We start from the raw sequence: 21,025 nt of genomic DNA on the forward strand, positions 1-21,025 counted from the left end.
TCAGGCTTCCCCGTCTGCTGCGCCGCTATCCGCGGCTTCGGGCGGTCCATCGACGGCATCGCCGCTGACCTGTCCCTCGGGCGGCATGCGCAACACAAATTTGGTCGGGTCGCGCATGTCGAAACGGATGATCCCGCGCCCAAGCAGCCGGTTGCTGCCCTCCATATGGGTGAACCGCGCCAGCGCCGTTTTGGCCGCCCGTTCGCCTTCGGGCAACGAAAGTGTCTCGCCGGTGTCAAAGCGCAAATCCCAGCGGCGATTGCCAACCCAAGTAGCACCGGCAAGCAACGGCTTCAGCGAGCGGCTGTCCTCAAGCAAGGCTGCCAGTTCACGCGACCTTTGGTTGGCACCCGGCCCAATCAATAACGGCAGGTCGGGCATCGTCGCCGCCGTCACCGGTTCCAGCACCACACCATTATCATCGATCAACGACAGACGGCGATTGTGCTGCCATACCGCAGCGGGGGACCGTTCGACCACATCGATAACCAGTGTTTCGGGCAGGCGCCGCGACACGCGCGCATCTTTGATCCAGCCGTATTTGAGGAGGTCGCTGCGCACGCCTTCAAGATCGACCGCAGCCATGGAACGATTCTGTTGGCTTAGCGCAATGTCATAGACTTTGAGGTAATCGATGCGGTTCGCGCCGACGACTTCGACACGCTTCACCTGAAATCCCGCGCGCGCGACGACGCCCGCCCACTCATCATGTGCCCAGGCAGTCGCGCCGCCGAAATGCGCGGCAAAGCCAGCCGCGACGGCCAGCACGCCGCCGATCGTAACGTTGGCGATCCGCTGCAGCGTCGCCGGTCCGACCGGCAGCGCGGCGACCAGCTTGTCAAGCGGCGAGGGTCCCGCGGCGCGGCGGCGTGGCTGGGTACGCACCGGGCGCCGCACCGGGGCCTTGCCGCGCTTGACCTTCGCCTTGCTCATAATGCTTCCTCCACGATCCGTTCGACCAGCTCGGCATATTCGATGCCCAAATAGCGCGCCTGCTCGGGCACCAGACTGAGCGGCGTCATGCCCGGCTGGGTATTGGTTTCGAGCACAAAAATCCCGTCGCGGCCCAGCTCATCGTCCCAGCGGAAATCGGTGCGCGACGCGCCCTTGCACCCCAAGAGTTGATGGCAACGCAGCGCCAATTCCATCATAGTGGCAGCAATATCATCGGGAACCTGCGCCGGACAGATATGATCGGTCATGCCGTCGGTATATTTGGCGTCGAAATCATAAAATCCGCTCTTGGGTTTGAGCTCGGTCACCGCCAGCGCTTGTCCGCCGAGCACCGCGACGGTCAGCTCGCGCCCCTTGATGAACGGCTCTGCCAGCAGCTCGGCAAAATTCTGCCATGGCCCTGCCGCGTCGCGCGCAATGGGATTGCCGTAGTTGCCACTGGCGGTGACGATAGCGACGCCCACTGACGATCCCTCATTGACGGGCTTCAGCACATAGGGACGCGGCAATGGGTCGCGCTCAAAGAGAGTTTCGGACGCAACAATATGCCCACCCGGCATCGGGATGCCCGCCGGCACCAGCCGCTGCTTGGTCAGTTGCTTGTCGATGGCGATGACCGAGGTGACCATGCCCGAGTGCGTATATCGCACCCCCATCAGGTCGAGCATGCCCTGTACCGTCCCATCCTCGCCGGGTGTGCCATGGAGGGCGTTGAACACCACATCAGGAGCGGCCTCCGCAATGCGCGCGGCGACGTCGCGGCCCATGTCGATCCGCGTCACTTTGTGCCCGCGCGATTCCAGCGCGTCGGCGACACCATTGCCGCTCATCAGCGACACTGGCCGCTCATTCGACCAGCCACCCATCAGGACGGCGACATGCCAGGGCCCGCGGGTCACTTCATCACCCCCACCCGCTGAATCTCCCACTGCAATTCCACTCCGCTATGCTCACGCACGCGCCGCCGCACTTCGTCGCCCAGAGCCTCAATGTCGGCGCTGGTCGCATTGCCGGTGTTGATCAAGAAATTGGTGTGTTTCTCGCTCACTTGCGCGCCGCCGATGGTGAGGCCGCGGCAGCCCGCCGCATCGACAAGTTGCCATGCCTTTTGCCCCTCGGGGTTTTTGAAGGTAGACCCGCCGGTCTTGCTGCGCAGCGGCTGGCTGGCCTCGCGGCTGGCGGCGATGCGGTCCATCTCGGCCTGAATGGCAGCAGGCTCGCCGGAACGCCCACGAAAGCGCGCGGACGTCACTATAGCGCCATCGGGCAATTCGCTGTGGCGATAGCTGTAGTGCAAGTCGTCAACCGCCAAGGTGACCTGCTCGCCCGACCGCAGCACCACGTCACAATCGACCATAATGTCCTTCACCTCGCCGCCATAAGCACCGCCGTTCATGCGGACAAAGCCGCCGACAGTGCCGGGGATCGAGCGGAGGAACTCCATGCCTGCAATCCCTGCATCGCGCGCCGTGGAGGACACAAGGATGCCCGACGCCCCCGCGCCGCAATCGAGGGTCAATTCGGCGCTCACCGTCACTTTGGCAAAGGCCTTGCCCAGCCGGACAACGACCCCGCGAAAGCCACCATCGCGGATGATAAGGTTCGAGCCAAGGCCGAGGGCCATCACTGGCATTGCGGGGTCGAGAACGCCCAGAAAAGAGCGCAAGTCATCGACATCAGCGGGTTCAAACAACCATTGCGCTGCGCCTCCCGTCTTGAACCAGACGAGGGGAGCGAGGGGTGCGTTTGCGGTCAATTTGCCGCCAACCTTAGGCAATGTTGCGCTTACCGTCACGCCGCCACCGCCGCAGCCAATCCCGCCGCCGTCTTGGTAATATCACCAGCTCCCAAACACACGATCAGGTCGCCCGCCTGCACCACATCGCGCAGCGCGGCAGCCAGCTCCGCCGGACCTGTCAGCGAAGCCGCATCGCGGTGCCCGCGCTCGCGCAGTTTTTCGCCGAGCACATCCGACGATACCCCTTCGATCGGACTTTCCCCCGCGGTATATACAGGCAGCGCAAATACCATGTCAGCGTCGTTAAAGGCGCCCGCGAAATCGTCCATCAAATTGCCGAGCCTGGTAAATCGGTGCGGCTGGACCACTGCAATCACGCGGCCGGCTGGCTTACCTGCCGAAGCCGTCTCGCGGGCGGCCGACAGCACCGCGCGGATTTCGACCGGGTGGTGCGCATAATCGTCGATGACGGTCGCGACGCCGCCCGCGACGGCAATCTCGCCAACTTTTGTAAAGCGGCGTTTCACCCCAGCGAAGCGATCAAAACCGCTGGCTATTTTCGTGTCTTCGACATGTAGCTGCAGCGCAACGGCCACTGCCGCCAGGGCGTTCTGAACGTTGTGCCGCCCAGGCATTGGCAGGAATATATCGCGAATGTCGCGGGTCGCCCCGTCGCGGTCGCGCACCACCACGTCAAAGCGCGTGCCGCCCACCTCGGGCCGTAGATTCTGACCGCGCACATCGGCTTGGGCCGAAAAGCCATAGGTGACGATGCGCCGGTCGCGAATGCGCGGGATGATCGCCTGCACCTCCGGATGGTCAAGGCACAATATCGCCGCGCCATAGAAGGGGACATTTTCGATGAATTCGACAAAGCCGTCCTTCACCGCGTCGAAATTACCCCAGTGGTCGAGATGTTCGGGATCGATATTGGTGACCACTGCGATGGTACCATCCAGACGCAGGAAGCTACCGTCGCTCTCGTCGGCCTCGACCACCATCCATTCGCTATCGCCAAGCCGCGCGTTGCTGCCATAGCTGTTGATGATGCCGCCGTTGATGACTGTGGGGTCAATCCCCCCCGCGTCGAGCAGCGCGGCGACCATGCTGGTTGTTGTCGTCTTGCCATGGGTGCCAGCGACGGCGACGGTGTTTTTCAGACGCATCAGCTCGGCCAGCATTTCGGCGCGGCGCACCACGGGCACGCGCTTTGCCAGCGCCGCTTCAACCTCGGGGTTGCCGCGCTGGACGGCCGTCGATGTCACCACGACAGCGGCATCGCCCAGATTGGCGGCATCATGCCCTATTGCCACATGAATGCCACGGTCACGCAGCCCCTGCACGACATAGCCATCGGCGATGTCTGACCCCTGCACCCTATAGCCCAGATTGTGCATCACCTCGGCGATGCCCGACATGCCGATGCCGCCGATACCGATGAAGTGGATGGTGCCGATATCGGTTGCAACGCCGCGCATTATTCCGCCATTTCCTTCGTTGCCCCGGCAGGCCGGGCTGCCGCACGTGCTTTTGTTGTGGATGCCCCGACACGGATAACATCCATCATCGGCGCGCCGCCGGTGGATTCGACGAGATCGGCGAGGTCGCGGGTCGCATCGGGCCGCCCGCAACTTCTTGCGCGCTCCGCCGCTGCCGCCAGCGCGCCGGTTTCGAGCGCGAGCTTCTGAATTTGCTTGGCGAGCTCGGCAGGGGTGAATTGCGGTTGCGGAATCGCGCGCGCGCCGCCCGCAGCCACCAGATCGCGCACATTGTGGCTCTGATGATCATGCACCGCGCCGGGAAAGGGCACGAAAATCGCGGGCCGCCCCGCGCAGCTCAATTCCGCCACGGTCGACGCGCCTGCGCGCCCGATGAACAGATGCGCCCAGCGGATGCGATCGGGCATGTCGGCGAAATAGGTAGCGCACTCGGCGGCGACACCCAGCTCGGCATAGCGCGCGCGCGTTGCTTCAACATCGTCGGCGCGACCCTGCTGCACCACTTGCAGGCGCGACAGCAAATTGGGGGGCAGCATGGCAATGGCCTGCGGCACCACTTCGCCCAGCACCGTCGCGCCCAGGCTGCCGCCGACGATGAGCAGCCGCAAAATGCCGTCGGCGCCCAAGAGCGGATAAGGCGCGTTGCGTATCTCGACAAAGGCATCGCGCACCGGATTGCCGACCAGATGCACCTTGTCGGCACAATCAGACGGCATGCGGTGGATGTCGGAATAGGCAACCGCGATGGCCGCGACGCGCGGCGCCATCAGCCGGTTGACACGTCCCAGCACGGCATTTTGTTCGTGCAACAGCGCGGGGATGCCCAGCGATTTGGCTGCGAGCAGACCGGGGAAAGAGGGGTAACCGCCAAAGCCGACGACTGCCGACGGTTTGAAGTCGCGCATAAGAGCCTTTGCCTGCGACCGGCCTTTACGGATGCTGTTGGCGGCGCGGACCCAGCCGATGGGACCGCCCGACAGCCGGCCCGCTGGAAGGACATGCACCTCCATCGCCTCGGGCGCGCCCGGAATGCGCGTGCCGCGATCATCGGTAATCAGCGCGACTTGATGCCCACGGCGCAGCAACTCGGCGGCGAGCGCATAGGCAGGCAGCATATGCCCCCCCGTCCCGCCCGCTGCGAGCACATAATGGCGCGAAACGCTCACGCCCCACCCCGCCGCGATTTGTTCCAGCTCGCGGTCAGCGAGGTGCCGACCGCATAGGGGTTGCGCCGGGTCAGCGAAAGCAGCAACCCCATGCCGACACACAGCGCGAGCATCGACGATCCGCCATAGCTGATGAAGGGCAGCGTCATGCCCTTCGACGGAAACAGCTGGGTGTTGACCGCCATATTGATCACCGCCTGCCCGCCAAACTGCGCCACCAGCGCGGTCGCCGCCAGCACCAGAAACCCGTCTTCTTCATCCAGCAGGCGCACCAGCACGCGCACGATGATTGCAAAATAAATGCAGGCGATGGCGATGCAGGCGAGCAGCCCCAACTCCTCTCCGATGACCGAGAAGATATAGTCGGTGTGCGCCTCGGGCAGCTGGAATTTGGCGATGCCCGCGCCCGGCCCGGTGCCGATAAGGCCGCCGCCGGTCAGCGCCGCATGCGCGCGCTCGACCTGAAAGGCGTCGCCCTCGCCAAACAGCCAGATGTTGATGCGCTTGGTCGCCACGGGATAGAAGAAATAGGCCATGATGATCGCCAGTACGCCGCCGCCCGCCAGCAGCCCCATGATCCGCATCGACAGGCCCGCGACCATCACCAGCACCAGCCAGGTGCCGGCAAAAATCAGCGTCTGACCAAGGTCCGGCTGCCCCATCAGCAGCACGGCGATGATGCCGGTGAGCACAAAGGTCAGCGGGATCATCGGCAACCGCTCGTCCTGCATGCGCAGCGACAGGAGCCACGCGACCGCCACCGCGAACATCGGTTTCAAAAACTCCGACGGCTGCAACCGCATAAAGCCCGACCCCAGCCAACGTTGCGCACCATTCACCTCGGTGCCGACCAGCGGGACGAGGAACAACAGGCCAAGAAAGGTCACCGCGCCCCAGATGGCAAAGCGTTTCGCCTGTTGCTTGGGTAGCATCGACACCGCCAGCATCACCGGCACGCCGACCACCACCCAGGCAATCTGGCGATAGAAGAAATAGAGCGGATCGACGCTGACGGTGCTGGTCGACAATTTCTGCGCCGACACCGGCGACGCGGCCGCAACCGCGACCAGCCCGATGGCGATCAGGATCGACACCAGCAGCAGCAATACGCGGTCGATTTCCCAGAACCACAGCCCCAGCGGCGTGCGGTCGGCGCGGGAGAGGCGCGGCCCGCGCCGGTTGCTGCGTGTCGCGACAATCACGGGGCGGGTGCTTTCGTGGCTCGTGCCGTCGATCATGCCTTCAGCCCTTTGACAATGGAGCGAAACTGGTCGCCGCGATCCTCGAAATCGCGAAACTGGTCGAACGAGGCGCAGGCAGGTGACAATAGCACGGTATCGCCGCTTTCGGCATCCGCCGCCGCCGCCGTGACGGCCCGCTCCAGCGTCCCCGCCTCGGTCACCGGCAGTTTGGGCCGCAGCAATTCGGCCAGCATCGGCCCCGCCTCGCCAATCGTATAGGCCGAACGGACATGGCCGAGATGCGGCAGGCAAGCATCAAGCTCCGCCGTCTTGGCGCGCCCACCCAAAATCCAGCGTACCGCGCGGAACGCAGCCAGCGCAGGCGCGGCGGCCTCGGCATTGGTGGCCTTGCTGTCATTGATGAACGCGACGCCGTTGCGTTCACCGACACGCTCCATGCGGTGCGGCAAGCCGGGGTAAGATTGCAAGGCGACTTCGATTATTGGTGCAGCTAGACCCAATTCTTCAGCTACGGCCCAAGCAACATTGGCATTCTGGCGATTGTGAGGCCCTTGCAGAGAAGGCCATTTATGCTGCTTCTCAGCCCGATCAGCCATCGACACCCGCCGCAGCTGGACGTCGCGACGATCTGCTATGCCAGCCGTGACCGGGTCGTCAGTTGCGATGACTGCCCAATGGTTATCCTGCATTGTGAGAAGTCGCTCTTTTGCTGCAGAATAAGCCTCAAAACTCTCATACCGATCCAGATGATCCGGCGTCACATTCAGCAACACTGCCACATCGCAATCCAGACTGAAGGTCAGGTCAATCTGATAACTCGAAAGCTCGAGCACATAGACCCCGCCTTCAGGCAAAGGCTGCTGAGCCAAAATCGGCAGGCCGATATTGCCGCCCATCGTCGTCGGCACGCCCGCCGTTTTCAATACATGATGCACCAGCGCGGTCGTCGTCGATTTGCCGTTGGTCCCGGTAATTCCGACCACCCTGTGCGGCGGCAGTTCGGCGCGCGCCTGTGCGAACAATTCGATGTCGCCGATGATCGGCACCCCCGCCGCCTTGGCATGGGCAGCAATGGGATGGCGGTTGAGCGGCACGCCAGGCGACACGATGACGCCCGCCATGTCCGTCAGGTCAGCCTCCAGCGGATCGCCAATACTCGCGCCCAGCTTGGCCGCTTCGTCGCGCGCTTCCGCCCGGTCGTCCCACGCCAGCACCTCGGCCCCGCTCGCGATCAGCGCCGCGACCGTCGCCAGCCCCGAACGCGCGAGGCCCAGCACGGCATATCTTTTCCCGGTCCAGGCGCGCGACCTAATCACCGCAGCTTGAGCGTCGCGAGGCCCGCAAGCGCGAGCACGATGGAAATGATCCAGAAGCGGATAACGACCGTGCTCTCGGGCCAGCCCAGCTGTTCGAAATGATGGTGGATCGGCGCCATGCGGAACACCCGCTTGCCCGTCCGCTTGTACCAGAACACCTGAATGATCACCGACATGGCTTCTGCCACGAACAGCCCACCGATCAGCACCAGCACCAATTCGTGCTGTGCCGTCACCGCCATCGTCGCGAGCGCCCCGCCCAGCGCCAGACTGCCGGTATCGCCCATAAAGACGGCCGCCGGCGGCGCGTTGAACCACAGGAAGGCGAGGCACGCTCCCATGATCGCCGCAGCAAAAATCGCCAGCTCCCCCGCCCCCGGCACATGCGGGATGCCCAGATAACCAGCAAATTTCGCGTTGCCCGACAGGTAAACGATGACGAAGAAGGCGAGGCAGGCAATGATGACGGGAAAGGTCGCCAGCCCGTCGAGCCCGTCGGTCAGATTGACCGCATTGCCGAACCCGACAATCAACACCATCGCGAAGATGTAATAAAATGGCCCGAGCGGGATCACCACATCGTTGAAAAAGGGGAGATAAAGATCGGTCCCCGTCCGCGTGACGATCAGGAACACCGCCGCGCCCGCTATGGCAAATTCAATCAGCAGCCGCACCCGTCCCGGTATCCCGCGGTGGCTCGATTTGGTGACCTTATCGAGGTCGTCGAGGAAACCGACGATGGCAAAACCGCCCGTCACAAACAGGCACGCCCACACGAAACGGTTCGACAAATCCATCCACAGCAGCGCCGAAATCATCAGCGAAATCAGGATCATCAGCCCGCCCATCGTCGGCGTGCCGCGCTTGGCGAAATGCGATGCGGGGCCATCCTCGCGGATCGGCTGACCCTTGCCCTGGCGTACGCGCAGCATATTGATGAAGCGCGGGCCGATCACCATGCCGATGATCATTGCCGTCGCTACGGCTGCGCCCGACCGAAAACTCAAATAGCGGATAAGGTTGAGCACCCCGGGAAACCCCAGATACTCCGCCAACCAATACAGCATCAGATTTCCCCGCCCGTCATCGCCGCCACCAGACGCGACAGACCGACCGAATTGGACCCCTTAATCAGGATGACATCCCCTGCCCGCGCCGTTTCGGCCAGAATCGCCTCGGCTGCCGTTGCGTGCGCCACATGCGCGAATTTGATGCGGCCCTCAAGCGCCTTTGCGAGCGGTTCCATCTCGGCACCGACGAGCAGCGCAAAGTCCGCGCCCGCTTGCTCCAGCGGCGCGGCCAGTTCGGCGTGGAACTGGTCCGAATGGTCGCCCAATTCCTTCATGCTGCCCAGTACCGCAACGCGCCGCGCCCCCTGATGCGCGCCAAGTTCGCGCAGCGTCGCCGCCATTGAGGCTGGGTTGGCATTATAGCTTTCATCGATCAGCAGAATCTCGCCGTCGCCGCGCGCAATTCGGTGCCGCGCGCCGCGTCCGGCCAGCCCTTCCAGCTCGGCGAGTGCCAGTCCTGCCGCGGCCAGATCGCCGCCCGCTGCCTTGACCGCCGCGAGCACAGCCATGCTGTTGGCGACCCAGTGATCGCCCGTTTGCGACAAGGTAAAGCACAGCAGATGGTCGTGCACGGCGGCCGTCACGATGGTGCCGCCATGGCCATCGGGCAGCCAATCAAGCGCGCGCACATCGGCCCCTTCGGTCAGGCCAAAGCTGACGATGGTGGCACCGGCGGCTTGCGCTGCCGACCGCAGCCGGGGGTAGTGCGGACTGTCAAAGGGCAATATTGCGGTGCCGCCCGGCTCCAGTCCCTCGAAAATCTCGGCCTTGGCGTCGGCGATGGCTTCGATGCTGCCCAGATTTTCGATATGCGCGGGCGCGATAGTGGTGATGACCGCCACATGCGGGCGCACCTGACGCGTCAGCGCGGCAATCTCGCCGGCATGGTTCATCCCCATTTCGAACACGCCATAGGCGCTGCGCGCGGGCATGCGCGCCAGGCTCAATGGCACGCCGGTGTGGTTGTTATAGCTTTTGACCGAGCGGTGCGCGCGGCCCGGACGGTGGCGCTCCAGCGCCGCGAACAACGCCTCTTTGGTCCCTGTCTTGCCGACCGATCCGGTGACGCCGATAATCCGGCCTGAACAGCGCGCGCGCGACGCCGCACCCAGTGCCACGAGCGCCGCGGTCGCATCGGACACCAGCACATGCGGCGCATCGACCGCCACCTCGCACAGCACGCCGCCCGCCCCCGCCGCCAGTGCGCCGTCGATGAATTTGTTGCCGTCGGTGGTTTCGCCGCGCATTGCCACAAACAGGTCACCGGGCTGCACCTCGCGCGAATCAAAGGCGACGCCGTGTATGCTGAACGGAGCGGATGCGGTACCGCCGGTCGCTGCAGCAATGGCGTCAGAGGTCCACAGCGCGCTCATGCCGCGCACTCCCGCGCCACTGCGACATCGTCAAAGGGGATAACGCGCATCGCATCGCCTGCGCCGACAATCTGACCCTGTTCGTGGCCCTTGCCCGCGATGCAGACGATATCGTCGGGGCCCGCCGCCGCGATGGCCGCCGCGATGGCATCGCGCCGGTCCCCAATGTCGCGCGCGTTCGGTGCGCCTGCGAGGACGGCGGCGCGGATGGCGGCGGGGTCCTCGCCGCGCGGATTGTCGTCGGTGACGATCACCAATTCGGCCTTTTCGGCAGCGACCTTGCCCATTTCGGGGCGCTTGCCAGCATCGCGGTCGCCGCCCGCGCCGATCACCACAATCAGTCGCCCCCGCGCGTGCGGGCGCAGCGCATCGAGCGCGGCAGCGATGGCGTCGGGCGTGTGGGCATAATCGACATAGACCGGCGCACCCGACCGGCTGATCGCGGCGCGTTCAAGGCGGCCCGGCACCGGCTGGACCCGGCCGAGCGCGGCAAAGGTCGCCTTGGGGTCGCCGCCGGTCGCAATCACCAGCCCCGCAGCAACCAGCGCATTGGCCGCCTGATAGGCCCCGATCAGCGGCAGATCGATGCGCGTGTCACCAAAGGCACCGCCAATCGCCAGCGTCTGGCCCAGATGCGTTGGCGTGCGCGAGACGATGCGGATTTCTTCGCCGCCCGCGCCCACGCGCGTTAGCGCCAACCCGCGCGCCTTGGCGACATCAACAAAGGCTGCCGACGCCGGATCATCGGCCCAGACAATAAGCGCGCCATCGTCGGCCACCACTTCGGTCGCCAGTCGCAGCTTGGCGGCCAGATAAGACTCCATCGTGCCGTGATAATCTAAATGGTCACGGCTGAGATTGGTAAAGGCCCCCGCAGCGACGCGCAGTCCTTCGGTGCGATATTGGTCGAGACCGTGACTGGAGGCTTCGAACGCCGCGTGGGTGATCCCTTCGCTGGCCAGCCCACTCATATTGGCAAGGAAAGTGACGATGTCGGGCGTCGTAAGCCCGGTCGCGACACGGTCCTGCCCGGTGGTCACACCCAACGTGCCAATAGACGCCGCCGGGTGCCCCGCGATGCGCCACAGCTGGCGCGTAAGCTCGACAGTAGAGGTTTTGCCGTTGGTGCCGGTCACCGCGACGCAAGTTGCAGGAAAGCGTTCAAAGAAGCGCGCCGCGATGCGGGCGAAGGCACGGCGCGGCTCTGGCTCGGCGACATGGACCGCACCGCTGACTTGCGCTTCGGGCCGCGCCACTACCGCAATGGCACCCGATGCAACCGCAGCGGCAATATAATCTTCGCCATTGAACCGGGCACCGCGAAAGGCGCCAAAGATGCTGCCGGGCGCAACCTTCCTATGGTCGATGGCTAATCCGGTAACCGGCGCGTCGGCGGCGGTTCCGGCGCTGTCTCCGATCAGCGCCTCCAGCCGCATTATTCCTGTTCCTCCGCGCGGTTCTTCCACAAGAGCGGGGTAAGGTCCGACACGTCAACGTCGCGGCTTGCATCGGGGATTACGCCCAGCATTGGCCCGGCGCGCATCACCACCTTGCGCACCACCGGCGCGGCTGTCCAGCCGGCTGTGCGCTGTCCCGAGCTATAGGCATTGCCCTTGGGCCGGTCGATCATCGCGACCACCACATAGCGCGGATTATCCATCGGGAAAGCGGCAGCAAAGGTCGCAACCACCGAGCTGCGATTATAGCCGCCGACGCCCGGCATTTCGGCCGACCCAGTCTTACCGCCAACGCGGAAGCCCGGCGCATCGGCTTGTTTGCCGGTGCCGTCGACAACGATCATGCGCAGCAACTGGCGCATCCGCGCGCTGGTTGAAGGTTTGAAAACCTGACGACCTTTGGGCAGCGCGCCGTCGCGGCGCAGCAGCGTGGCCGGGCGCCAAACGCCGCCATTGACGAGCGCGGCATAGGCGCTGGCGAGGTGCAGCGGGGTGACCGCAATGCTGTGGCCATAACCGACGGTCATATTGGTCAGCCGTCCCCAGCTCTTTGGCCAGATGGGTTTGGCCCGTTCCTTGATCTCGATATGCGGGCGATTGCGGAATTCGAGCTGCTGATAGACGCGTTGCATCCTTTCAACGCCTAGATCGTCGGCAATCCGCGCGGTCACGATGTTCGACGAATACATCAGCATTTCAGGAACATTGAGCCAGCGCCCCTGCGAGTGCAAGTCACGGATCTGGTGGCCTGCAATGGCCAGCGGCTTAGTCGCGTCATAGCGGCGCGCCATGCTGGTGACAGTCCCTGCATCGATGGCGGCGGCAACAGTGATCGGCTTGAACGTCGAGCCCAGCTCGTAAAGATTGTGCGTCATTGCATTGCGCCTTGAACCGAGCGCACTTTCGCCAACCTTGTTTGAATTGAACGTGGGCAGCGAGGCCATGGCCATCACTTCGCCGCTGTTGGCGTCCAGAATGACCCCTGCGCCGCCCACGGCTTCCAAATTGGTCACGGCCGATCCCAGCTCGCTTTCCAACACCGCCTGCACCCGCGCATCAATGGACAGCGCCAGCGGCTCGCCGCGTTGCGCGGCATCGCTGAGCCGTTCGTCGAACGCGCCCTCGATACCCATCACGCCGCGACCGTCGGCATTGGTAAAGCCCAAAATGTGCGAAGCCAGTGACAATTGCGGATAGAGCCGGTCCTGCTCGCGCGGATAATCAAAGCCGATCTCGCCAATGGCATTCACGGCCTTCACCTGTTCGGGAAGAGCGCGGCGACGGATATAGGTCGATTTGCCGCCCGTCAGTTTGGCGCGGACCGACGCATAGGTCATGTCCGGAAAGATGCGTACTAGCTCCGCCGTCAGAAAGTCCGGATCGTTCAGCAGCTTTGCCGGGTCAACCCGAATGGCATAGGCATTGATGGTGCGTGCCAGCGGCATGCCGTTGCGGTCCACAATATCGCCGCGCGCCGGGATGCCGGCATGCAGGCCGCCTGCACCACGCGCCGGACCATCGAACAGTCCGACAAACATCAGCCGCGCCGCGATCAACAGCATAATCGCCCCGAACATCAGCATCAGGACCATCAAGCGCTGTTGCGCCGTGATCAGATGTTTTTGCCGGATGCCTGCCGTGCGGACGCGGACGGGACGGATGACGATGCTGTTCATTGGGCTGCCGGATTTCCAGTCCGGCCCGCCACGGCTTTATCGCGTGGCCGCAAACTATCTGGCGCCAATAGCTTGTCATCGATCAGCGCCAGCTTGGCGGCATGCCGTTTGGCAACAGCCGCAGGACTGGCATCGTTGGCCTCGGGTGGTTGCACAGCGACGCTGACCGCAGCGTTCGACAGGTCAACCGGGGAAACCATGGCCATCAACACCGGAGCGACCTCGTTCGCTCCCCGCGCGCGGGGCAGCCCGTCTAGTGATGCAAGCTGGCGCTCACCGGCCAGATATTGCTCAGCAACCGGTGCCGCATAGCCAAAATTGTCAGCGTTCCAGCGCTCTAGCTGCCGCATCGATGCCCTTACCGCATACTCATTTTCAAGATAGCGGATCGCATCGCGCGAATTGGCAATGTCGCGGTTTACCTGCGCCAGCTCGCTGCGCGTCGCCGCGACATTAACCGACAGCAGATACAATATCATCGCGAAAATCAGCACGATCAGGACAAGGCCTATGCCTTGCAATTTGCGGGCAGCCATCAGCATGGGGACGTCTCCTTGGCTTGATTGGTCAAAGTCCAGGCGGGGGCATTGGTGCGCACGGCCGACCGCAGCGTTGCGGAGCGTGCGCGCGGGTTTCGCGCAAGTTCGGCGGTGCCGGGCCGCACCTTGCGGGCGGGCGGTGCAAAGGTGGCGGTCCGGCGCGAAGGGATCGACTGCGGCAAATGGCGCGACCCTTGCCCTTCTCCGCCCGAACGCTCTTTCAGAAACTGCTTCACAATACGGTCTTCCGTGCTGTGGAAACTGACCACCGCTAGCCGTCCGCCAGGGCGCAGCAGCCGTTCGGCGGCATCAAGTCCGGCGACGAGTTCGTCGATTTCGCCGTTGATGTGGATGCGGATGGCCTGAAAACTGCGCGTCGCGGGATCCTTTGGCGCGCCGGGCGGGTGGCGCAGCGCGCTGCGAACCACCTGCGCCAGCTCGGCGGTGCGACTGAGCGGGCGCGCAGCAACAATAGCGCGCGCAACGCGGCGTGACTGGCGTTCGTCGCCATAATGGAAAAGCACGTCCGCTATGGCGTTCTCATCGGCGCGGTTCAGCCACTCGGCAGCAGTTTCGCCCGCCCGGCTCATCCGCATGTCGAGCGGACCATCATTCTGAAACGAAAAACCACGATCGGGCTGGTCGAGCTGCATGGACGACACGCCGATATCGAACACGATGCCGTCGGCTGCATCCAGCCCGTGCGCAGCAGCCAGCTTGTCCACTTCGGCAAAGCGGCCTGCCATCAACGTCAGCCGCCCCGCGCTTTCGGCCACCAGCGCTTGCCCGGCGGCCAGTGCATCGGGATCGCGGTCGCAGGCAAAGACGGCGGCACCGGCGGCCAGCATGGCGCGCGTATAGCCGCCCGCGCCAAAGGTTGCGTCAACATGGCGCTCGCCGGGGGCAATGGCGAGCGCGGCGATCACTTCGTCGCACAGGACCGGGATGTGCGGCATGGCGTGCATCACCGGCCGACGCTTTCCGCGAGGACTTCGGCGGCGATTTCACGCAAATCCGGATCGGCTTCGGCGCAATCGACCAGCCGTGCCACCGACCAGATTTCAAACCGCTTGCCCGCACCCACAAAGGCAGTTGGGCCGCTAACACCGCATCGACGCTTATGCGTTGCCGAGGGGCTGAAACGGCCGCTACCATCGAGCACATAGGATTCAATCCAGCTGAACCGCTTTTTGAACTCAGCATCTTCGTCGAATGGAACGCGCAAGTCGCGTGCCTCGGCGCGCTGGATTTCAATCTCACCGAGTAGCCGATCATATTGATCCTGCCCGAACGCGGTCAGGCAGGGCAATTTGTCATGGTAACCGACCCACAAGATGCGATCCTTGCGCTCACCGATTTCGGGCACGCTGTTGCGCATGGCGGCCGGCACAGCGACGCGGCCCTTTCCGTCGATCACGGCAAAGCTGGTTCCCGAGTAAAGTCCCGGTGTCACCAAGGCCACGTCCGCTCCCCCGATCCGTCCAGCGCAACGGGCAAAACTTCCCCCAGCGCAGAATCGTGCACGTTCTGCGGCGACTCACTGGGATGGAGAATGCCCCTCTCCGAACACTTGCCTATCAGTTGTAGATTGGGGAGAAAAGGGGAAAGTTAGGTAAAATTGGGGTTGCAAGCCCATTTTATCCACATTTTGTCGGCTTGGGCCAATCAATTTCGGTCCAAAGCCATGAAACGCCGATTTGGCGTGGCTTGAACGAACGCATAATCAATGAATTAGGCACGCCTCAGGCGGCGATGCGGACTTATCGCCAGGTGGGGCGCAATCCCCAACGGACGACGCCCTGGGGCTGATTCAATTGGTCCGCTACCCATTCAATATTGTCGGATCGGCGCAGATGCGACGCCCAAAGTGGCTCGGGCCGCCATAACGGATCGAACAACATGTCGGCATCGGCCAACACAATCGCGGTGCCACGACCGATGCGGCAAAACGCCATGCTGTACCTTTGATCTGGCAGGCGGCCTGCCCCGCGGCAGTTGTGCGGCAGCACAGAAAAATGCCCGGAGGAATGCAATTCGATCCGCCTCCCAAGATTTTTCACTACGGCAACACCTGCACTTGTGCTGTCAGGGGCGGGGGCATCCAGGCGCAAACCCCAATGATCCAACAATGGTGTCAACAGGCTGGTGACTGGTGGATTGCGTGCATCCCCAAATGGATGTGGCGGCGGCCAACCGGACAAGGCGTCTGCCAGCATGACGGCCCGGCCCCCGCCGCGGACGAACCGGTCGATCTCGACAAGTGCCTCCGGCGGCAGCGCGGGTGGGTGCGCGAGCAGCAAACGATCGTTTGTGTTCAGCGACCCCGCCACCAAAGTATCGGCGAGAACCAATGGCCGCGAAACCCGTTTGCGCAAGGCGACCACCGCGGCGGAATCGACAAAGGCACCTTCCAACAGTTCACCGCCGGTCCAAGTCCGTAGCGGCAAACCTGAGAGCATGATGGTCTTGCCGGACTGCTTCGCCCATCGATCGGTATAGGCAGCGCCCAAGACAACATGTGCTCCCAGCCACCAGATTGCCGCCAACAGCACCATGATCGCTGCGCGCAGCCCAGCGCGACGGCGCACCAAAGCCCGCCAAAGCAATCTCATCGATGTCAGCCAGATCAGGCTTGCGAGGGCAAGCACCGCCAACTGCGGCCACTGAGTCATGGGCACACCACCCAACACCAGCCAGGCTAGGATAATCAGGGCTGCGGTCGGTAGCAGCACCGCCGCAAAAGCGCCGACTTGACGAAACCTGCTGGACAGGACCAGAGGGGCTGCGGCCAGTGGCAAGGTTGGTAGCAACAGAGCCGCATCGAGCCGCCCGAGCGCCGCGCCGCCGCCCAGCCAAAAGCCGAGCCCAACCGCCAGCAAAGCATAAAGAATGATACCGATCAGCCGCCAAGCCGGTACGGCGGGGGCGGAAACCTTCACCGCTGCGGCGGACGAGCCGGGGTGAGCGCTGGATCCGGGGCAAGATCGGGAACTGTTGTCCCGGCAGCAGGCGGCGGGGCAGCCTTGGGTTCTTCAGGCGCTTCGGTGTCGGGCTGCACGCCCAGCTCGACGAGCGGCTGGTCTGCCTTTACCTCTTCTTTTACTGCCGGATCGGATACGGCCGCTTTCTCGGACGTGCGGTCAGCGGTGCGATTGCCGATGATCTCCGCGAGCCCGACCAGCAGCAGCACCGCTACCACTCCGCCGACCCCCACCTGCAACCGGCGGACGGTGTCGCCCGTCCGGGGCGGTTGGATTTGCGGGGGCGTCGTCATGCCTTGTTCAACCCCTTCGCGGCCAGCCAGTCATTGTTGTACAGTGTCGAGAGGTAGCGAAAGCCGGTATCGCACAAAATGGTCGCAATGCGCTTCCCAGGACCCAAATCGCGCGCAAGCGCCATTGCCCCGGCCACATTGATGCCCGTTGACAGGCCGAGACATAGCCCCTCTTCGGCCAGCAACCGGCGCACGACAGCCAGCGCCTCGGCATCGGAAATGCGGTATTGCGTATCGATGGGAGCGCCATCCAGATTGGCAGTGATCCGGTTCTGGCCGATACCTTCAGCGACACTGCTGCCCTCCGCGCGCAGTTCACCGCAGCGGTAATAGTTATAAAGACCCGCCCCATGCGGGTCAGTTAGCGCAATGACGACGTTGGGATTGCGCGCTTTGAGCCCCATGCCGACGCCCGCCAACGTGCCGCCAGTGCCGACCGCGCATGTGAAACCATCAACCTGCCCGTCCATTTGCTGCCAGATTTCCTCGGCAGTACCAACGACGTGGGCCTTGCGGTTGGCGATATTGTCGAACTGGTTGGCCCAGACGGCATTTTCCGTTTCCTCGGCTATCCGGCGCGAGGTATGAACGAAATGGCCGGGATTGGCGAAGGGTGCAGGCGGCACCAGCACCAGTTCGGCCCCCAGCGCGCGCAGCGTGTCCATCTTTTCACGGCTTTGCGTGTCGGGCATCACGATAATCGTCTTGTACCCCAGCGCATTAGCCACCAGCGCAAGGCCGATACCGGTGTTGCCAGCCGTTCCTTCGACGATGGTGCCACCCGGCTTGAGCGCGCCGCGCTCTTCGGCGTCGCGAACAATATACAGCGCGGCGCGATCCTTGATCGATGCGCCGGGGTTGGCAAATTCGCATTTGGCCCAGATTTCGCAGCCCGTTTCCCGGCTTGGCCCGTTAAGGAGTACGAGCGGCGTGTTGCCGATCAGATCGAGCGCATTGCGACTTATCAACATGCTCCCTGTGTAGGCAGTGGAGGCCCTGCCCGCAAGTCCGCCACTCACCGAAGACCTGTTGCATTAGAGACTGTATATCATTACGGGGCTGCCATTCTCCTCACTCCCAAACAGGATTTTCGAAGATGAAGTCGCTTGCCTCGCTCCCCCTACTCACCCTTGGCCTTATCGCGGCGCCCGCCGCCGCAGCCCAGTCCAGCGCGCGCAGCGACGGCGATGATTTCCATACCGATCCCGAAATCATCATCACCGCGCCATATGTCCGCAGCCTCGACATTTTGGGAAATGTCTCGGTGGTCGAAGGCGACGAGCTGGCGCGCGATTTGCGCGGGCAGATTGGGGATTCGCTGACGCGTCAGGCCGGGGTATCGGCCACCAGTTTCGCTCCGGGGGCGTCGCGCCCGGTGCTGCGCGGATTCCAAGGGGAGCGTGTGCGCGTCTTGACCGATGGCATTGGTGCCATCGACGTATCGAATACCTCGGCCGATCATGCTGTTACCATTGACCCCTTGACCGTCGAGCGCGTCGAAATCTTGCGCGGGCCCGCCGTGTTGCTGTTTGGCAGCCAGGCCATTGGCGGCGCGATCAACGTGTTTGACAGGCGAATCCCGCGCGCTGTGCCCGCCGATCATGTCCATATCGATGCAATCGCCGGTTTTGGTACAGCGGCCGATGATCGTAGTGCCGGCGCGTCGATCGACATTGCCCTGACACCCAAACTCGTCGCACATCTGGATGGCAGCTGGCGCGAAACCGACGACCTGCGGATTGGCGGATTTACCCTGTCACCGCAACTGCGCGCCGATGTGCTGGCGCTGGCCGACGAGGAAGAAGGCGAAGGCGAGCTGGAGGAGGCCGCAGAACTTCGTGAAACGGCCGCCCAGCGTGGACGCGTTGGCAACACAGCTAGCCGCACATGGACGGCCGCAGGCGGCCTTGCGTTTATCGACGAGGGCGGCCAGCTGGGCATTTCGCTGAGCCATTTCGACAGCCGCTATGGGGTGCCAACGCGCCCTGGTGTCGCGCATGCACATGATGGCGGCGAAGAGGAAGAAGGCGAAGAACTGGTCAGCATCGGCCTGGAACAATGGCGCGTTGATGTGCGCGGCGAGGTCGAGCTGGGCGACGGGTTTTTCGAAAAGCTGCGCATCCGCGGCGGTTTTGCCGATTATGAGCATACGGAATTTGAAGGCGACGAAGTTGGTACCCGTTTTACCAATCAGGGAATTGAGGCGCGCGCTGAGCTGGCGCAGGCTGATCGCGGCGGTTGGCGCGGCGCGTCGGGGCTACAATATTTTTCGCGCGATTTCGACGCCATCGGGGCAGAAGCCTTTGTGCCGCCCAATCTGACCGAGCAGTTCGCCATATTCACGCTGCAGGAATGGACTTTGGGTGCATTGGGAATCGAGGCTGCGGCCCGTTATGAGGCGACGTCCGTCGAGGCCAACACGATTGGCATCCGGCGTAGTTTCGGGGCTTTCTCAGGGGCACTGGGAGCGAGCTATGACCTTGGCGAGCGTTCCAAAATTACCCTGTCTGTGTCACGTGCCGAGCGCGCACCGTCAGGGGAGGAACTCTTCTCTGACGGGCCCCATATCGCGACACAGGCCTTTGAAATCGGCGACCCGGACTTTGACAAGGAAGAAAGCTGGGGTGCGGAAGCCTCACTCAAGCTGCGCGGTGACCAGTTCAATTTTTCTCTGACTGGCTATTACAATTGGTTCGACGGCTTCATCTTTGCCGATGCCACCGGCGGTGAAGCAGATGATTTGCCCGTCTTTCAATATCGTCAGCAGGACGCCCGCGTATGGGGGTTCGAGGCAGAAGCCAGCGCCCGCGTTGCGCAGTTTGCGGGCTTCAACCTGAACGCCGATGTCGTCGCCGACATGACGCGCGCAAAAATCCGTGGCGGTGATTTCCTGCCCCGCATTCCCGCGTTGCGGGTGTTGGGCGGTCTTGAACTCCAGGGTGAGCAGCTCGATTTGCGCGGCGAAGTCGAATGGACCGACGACCAGAACCGCGTTGCGGCGTTTGAGAGTGCAACCCAAGGCTTCACGCTGGTCAATGCGTCAATCGCTTGGCGCCCGCTGACGAACCGTGACAATCTCACATTGACGCTTTCGGCGAACAACATCTTTGACGTGAATGCCCGACGGCACGCCAGCTTCACCAAGGATTTTGTGCCGCTGGTGGGCCGCGATATCCGCGTATCGGCGCGGGTCAGTTTCTAGAAACGAAATGGCAGGCGATCAGGGCAATTTTCCGATCGCCTGCCAGTAAATGGCGGTGGCGGCAGCATAGGCTCCAACATGTTCCCATGCCTGCTGCGGCACTTTGTCCAAGTCCACCTTGGCATCCAGAAAGCCGGTGATGATGGCTTCAATCTGGGCCTCGCTGATGTCTTCTTCCAGCGTCGGATTGGTGCGGCCCGGGCCGAAATCGAGCGCCTTGTCGATTACCGTGTTGGCCAGACCCGCCTTGGCCAGCTCAGGGATCAACCAGCCGCGCGAGATTTCAGAGAGGACGATGTCGAAATAGGCCAGATTTTGCGCCTCGTCATAGCCAGCTTCCTTGGCGCAAGCCGCGACCGCGTCGTTGAGCGTGCCTTCCAACCGTTTGCGCGCAGCATCGTCGCCCTGCGTCATCGCAATGGCGAGCTCCGTCCGATACTCCGGCGTGGTCCGGTTCACGGCACAGGACGGGTCGGCAGCGAGCAAGGGCAAGGGCGCGAACGCCGTCACCGCAGCGGCCAACAAACGATGCTTCAACTTCATTCGGGCAATTCCTTTG

General features: G+C 63.3%; 19 protein-coding genes. 1 reads left to right on the top strand and 18 read right to left on the bottom strand.

The features are described from left to right. The 17 genes from AC2TC0_RS11670 to AC2TC0_RS11750 all read right to left on the bottom strand — a co-directional run bounded on the left by AC2TC0_RS11670 (position 1) and on the right by AC2TC0_RS11750 (position 18,235). Complete coding sequence (locus AC2TC0_RS11670; RefSeq protein ID WP_484717697.1) at positions 1-933, bottom strand: cell division protein FtsQ/DivIB; 933 nt, start codon at positions 931-933, stop codon at positions 1-3. Beyond that, on the bottom strand, positions 930-1,853 hold the full coding sequence (locus AC2TC0_RS11675; RefSeq protein WP_484717698.1) for a D-alanine--D-alanine ligase: 924 nt from the start codon (positions 1,851-1,853) through the stop codon (positions 930-932). Before AC2TC0_RS11675 ends, AC2TC0_RS11670 begins: the two co-directional genes overlap by 4 nt. After that, entirely contained in the window at positions 1,850-2,749 is a 900-nt protein-coding gene (gene murB / locus AC2TC0_RS11680) for a UDP-N-acetylmuramate dehydrogenase (protein WP_484717699.1), read from the bottom strand. Before murB ends, AC2TC0_RS11675 begins: the two co-directional genes overlap by 4 nt. After that, complete coding sequence (gene murC, locus AC2TC0_RS11685; protein WP_484717700.1) at positions 2,746-4,170, bottom strand: UDP-N-acetylmuramate--L-alanine ligase; 1,425 nt, start codon at positions 4,168-4,170, stop codon at positions 2,746-2,748. The genes murB and murC overlap by 4 nt, the downstream gene beginning before the upstream one ends. Next, positions 4,170-5,357, bottom strand: a complete 1,188-nt coding sequence (gene murG, locus AC2TC0_RS11690) for an undecaprenyldiphospho-muramoylpentapeptide beta-N-acetylglucosaminyltransferase (protein WP_484717701.1) — start codon at positions 5,355-5,357, stop codon at positions 4,170-4,172. Before murG ends, murC begins: the two co-directional genes overlap by 1 nt. Beyond that, the gene (locus AC2TC0_RS11695) at positions 5,354-6,595 is read right to left on the bottom strand and encodes an FtsW/RodA/SpoVE family cell cycle protein (RefSeq protein ID WP_484717702.1); all 1,242 of its coding nucleotides are present in this window, start codon (positions 6,593-6,595) and stop codon (positions 5,354-5,356) included. Before AC2TC0_RS11695 ends, murG begins: the two co-directional genes overlap by 4 nt. After that, on the bottom strand, positions 6,592-7,875 hold the full coding sequence (gene murD / locus AC2TC0_RS11700; protein ID WP_484717703.1) for a UDP-N-acetylmuramoyl-L-alanine--D-glutamate ligase: 1,284 nt from the start codon (positions 7,873-7,875) through the stop codon (positions 6,592-6,594). Before murD ends, AC2TC0_RS11695 begins: the two co-directional genes overlap by 4 nt. Next, entirely contained in the window at positions 7,872-8,942 is a 1,071-nt protein-coding gene (gene mraY / locus AC2TC0_RS11705; RefSeq protein WP_484717704.1) for a phospho-N-acetylmuramoyl-pentapeptide-transferase, read from the bottom strand. The genes murD and mraY overlap by 4 nt, the downstream gene beginning before the upstream one ends. Continuing rightward, positions 8,942-10,318, bottom strand: a complete 1,377-nt coding sequence (locus AC2TC0_RS11710) for a UDP-N-acetylmuramoyl-tripeptide--D-alanyl-D-alanine ligase (RefSeq protein ID WP_484717705.1) — start codon at positions 10,316-10,318, stop codon at positions 8,942-8,944. Before AC2TC0_RS11710 ends, mraY begins: the two co-directional genes overlap by 1 nt. Continuing rightward, positions 10,315-11,754 carry a UDP-N-acetylmuramoyl-L-alanyl-D-glutamate--2,6-diaminopimelate ligase gene (locus tag AC2TC0_RS11715; RefSeq protein WP_484717706.1) on the bottom strand — a complete coding sequence of 480 codons (1,440 nt, stop codon included), beginning with the start codon at positions 11,752-11,754 and terminating at the stop codon, positions 10,315-10,317. The genes AC2TC0_RS11710 and AC2TC0_RS11715 overlap by 4 nt, the downstream gene beginning before the upstream one ends. Next, positions 11,754-13,451, bottom strand: coding sequence for a peptidoglycan D,D-transpeptidase FtsI family protein (locus AC2TC0_RS11720; protein ID WP_484717707.1), 1,698 nt, complete (start codon positions 13,449-13,451; stop codon positions 11,754-11,756). Before AC2TC0_RS11720 ends, AC2TC0_RS11715 begins: the two co-directional genes overlap by 1 nt. After that, positions 13,448-13,993 carry a hypothetical protein gene (locus AC2TC0_RS11725; RefSeq protein WP_484717708.1) on the bottom strand — a complete coding sequence of 182 codons (546 nt, stop codon included), beginning with the start codon at positions 13,991-13,993 and terminating at the stop codon, positions 13,448-13,450. The genes AC2TC0_RS11720 and AC2TC0_RS11725 overlap by 4 nt, the downstream gene beginning before the upstream one ends. Further along, positions 13,987-14,955 (bottom strand): 16S rRNA (cytosine(1402)-N(4))-methyltransferase RsmH, encoded by a 969-nt coding sequence (rsmH, locus tag AC2TC0_RS11730; RefSeq protein WP_484718120.1) that lies wholly within the window; start codon positions 14,953-14,955, stop codon positions 13,987-13,989. Before rsmH ends, AC2TC0_RS11725 begins: the two co-directional genes overlap by 7 nt. Further along, entirely contained in the window at positions 14,955-15,452 is a 498-nt protein-coding gene (locus AC2TC0_RS11735) for a division/cell wall cluster transcriptional repressor MraZ (RefSeq protein ID WP_484717709.1), read from the bottom strand. Before AC2TC0_RS11735 ends, rsmH begins: the two co-directional genes overlap by 1 nt. A 298-nt stretch (positions 15,453-15,750) precedes the next feature. Next, positions 15,751-16,869: a Gldg family protein gene (locus tag AC2TC0_RS11740; protein WP_484717710.1), complete on the bottom strand. Its 1,119-nt coding sequence runs from the start codon at positions 16,867-16,869 to the stop codon at positions 15,751-15,753. A 56-nt stretch (positions 16,870-16,925) separates the two neighbouring features. Further along, positions 16,926-17,264: a hypothetical protein gene (locus AC2TC0_RS11745; RefSeq protein ID WP_484717711.1), complete on the bottom strand. Its 339-nt coding sequence runs from the start codon at positions 17,262-17,264 to the stop codon at positions 16,926-16,928. After that, positions 17,261-18,235, bottom strand: coding sequence for a cysteine synthase A (locus tag AC2TC0_RS11750; RefSeq protein WP_484717712.1), 975 nt, complete (start codon positions 18,233-18,235; stop codon positions 17,261-17,263). Before AC2TC0_RS11750 ends, AC2TC0_RS11745 begins: the two co-directional genes overlap by 4 nt. 125 nt (positions 18,236-18,360) lie before the next feature. Between AC2TC0_RS11750 and AC2TC0_RS11755 the strand changes: the two genes are divergently transcribed. After that, positions 18,361-20,466 carry a TonB-dependent receptor gene (locus AC2TC0_RS11755; protein WP_484717713.1) on the top strand — a complete coding sequence of 702 codons (2,106 nt, stop codon included), beginning with the start codon at positions 18,361-18,363 and terminating at the stop codon, positions 20,464-20,466. Positions 20,467-20,484: 18 nt separating this feature from the next. On the opposite strand, the gene AC2TC0_RS11760 is transcribed toward AC2TC0_RS11755, so the two are convergent. Further along, the gene (locus AC2TC0_RS11760; protein ID WP_484717714.1) at positions 20,485-21,009 is read right to left on the bottom strand and encodes a hypothetical protein; all 525 of its coding nucleotides are present in this window, start codon (positions 21,007-21,009) and stop codon (positions 20,485-20,487) included. Positions 21,010-21,025 lie beyond the last annotated feature (16 nt).

It is taken from the genome of Sphingopyxis sp. sgz302558 (genome assembly GCF_057220455.1).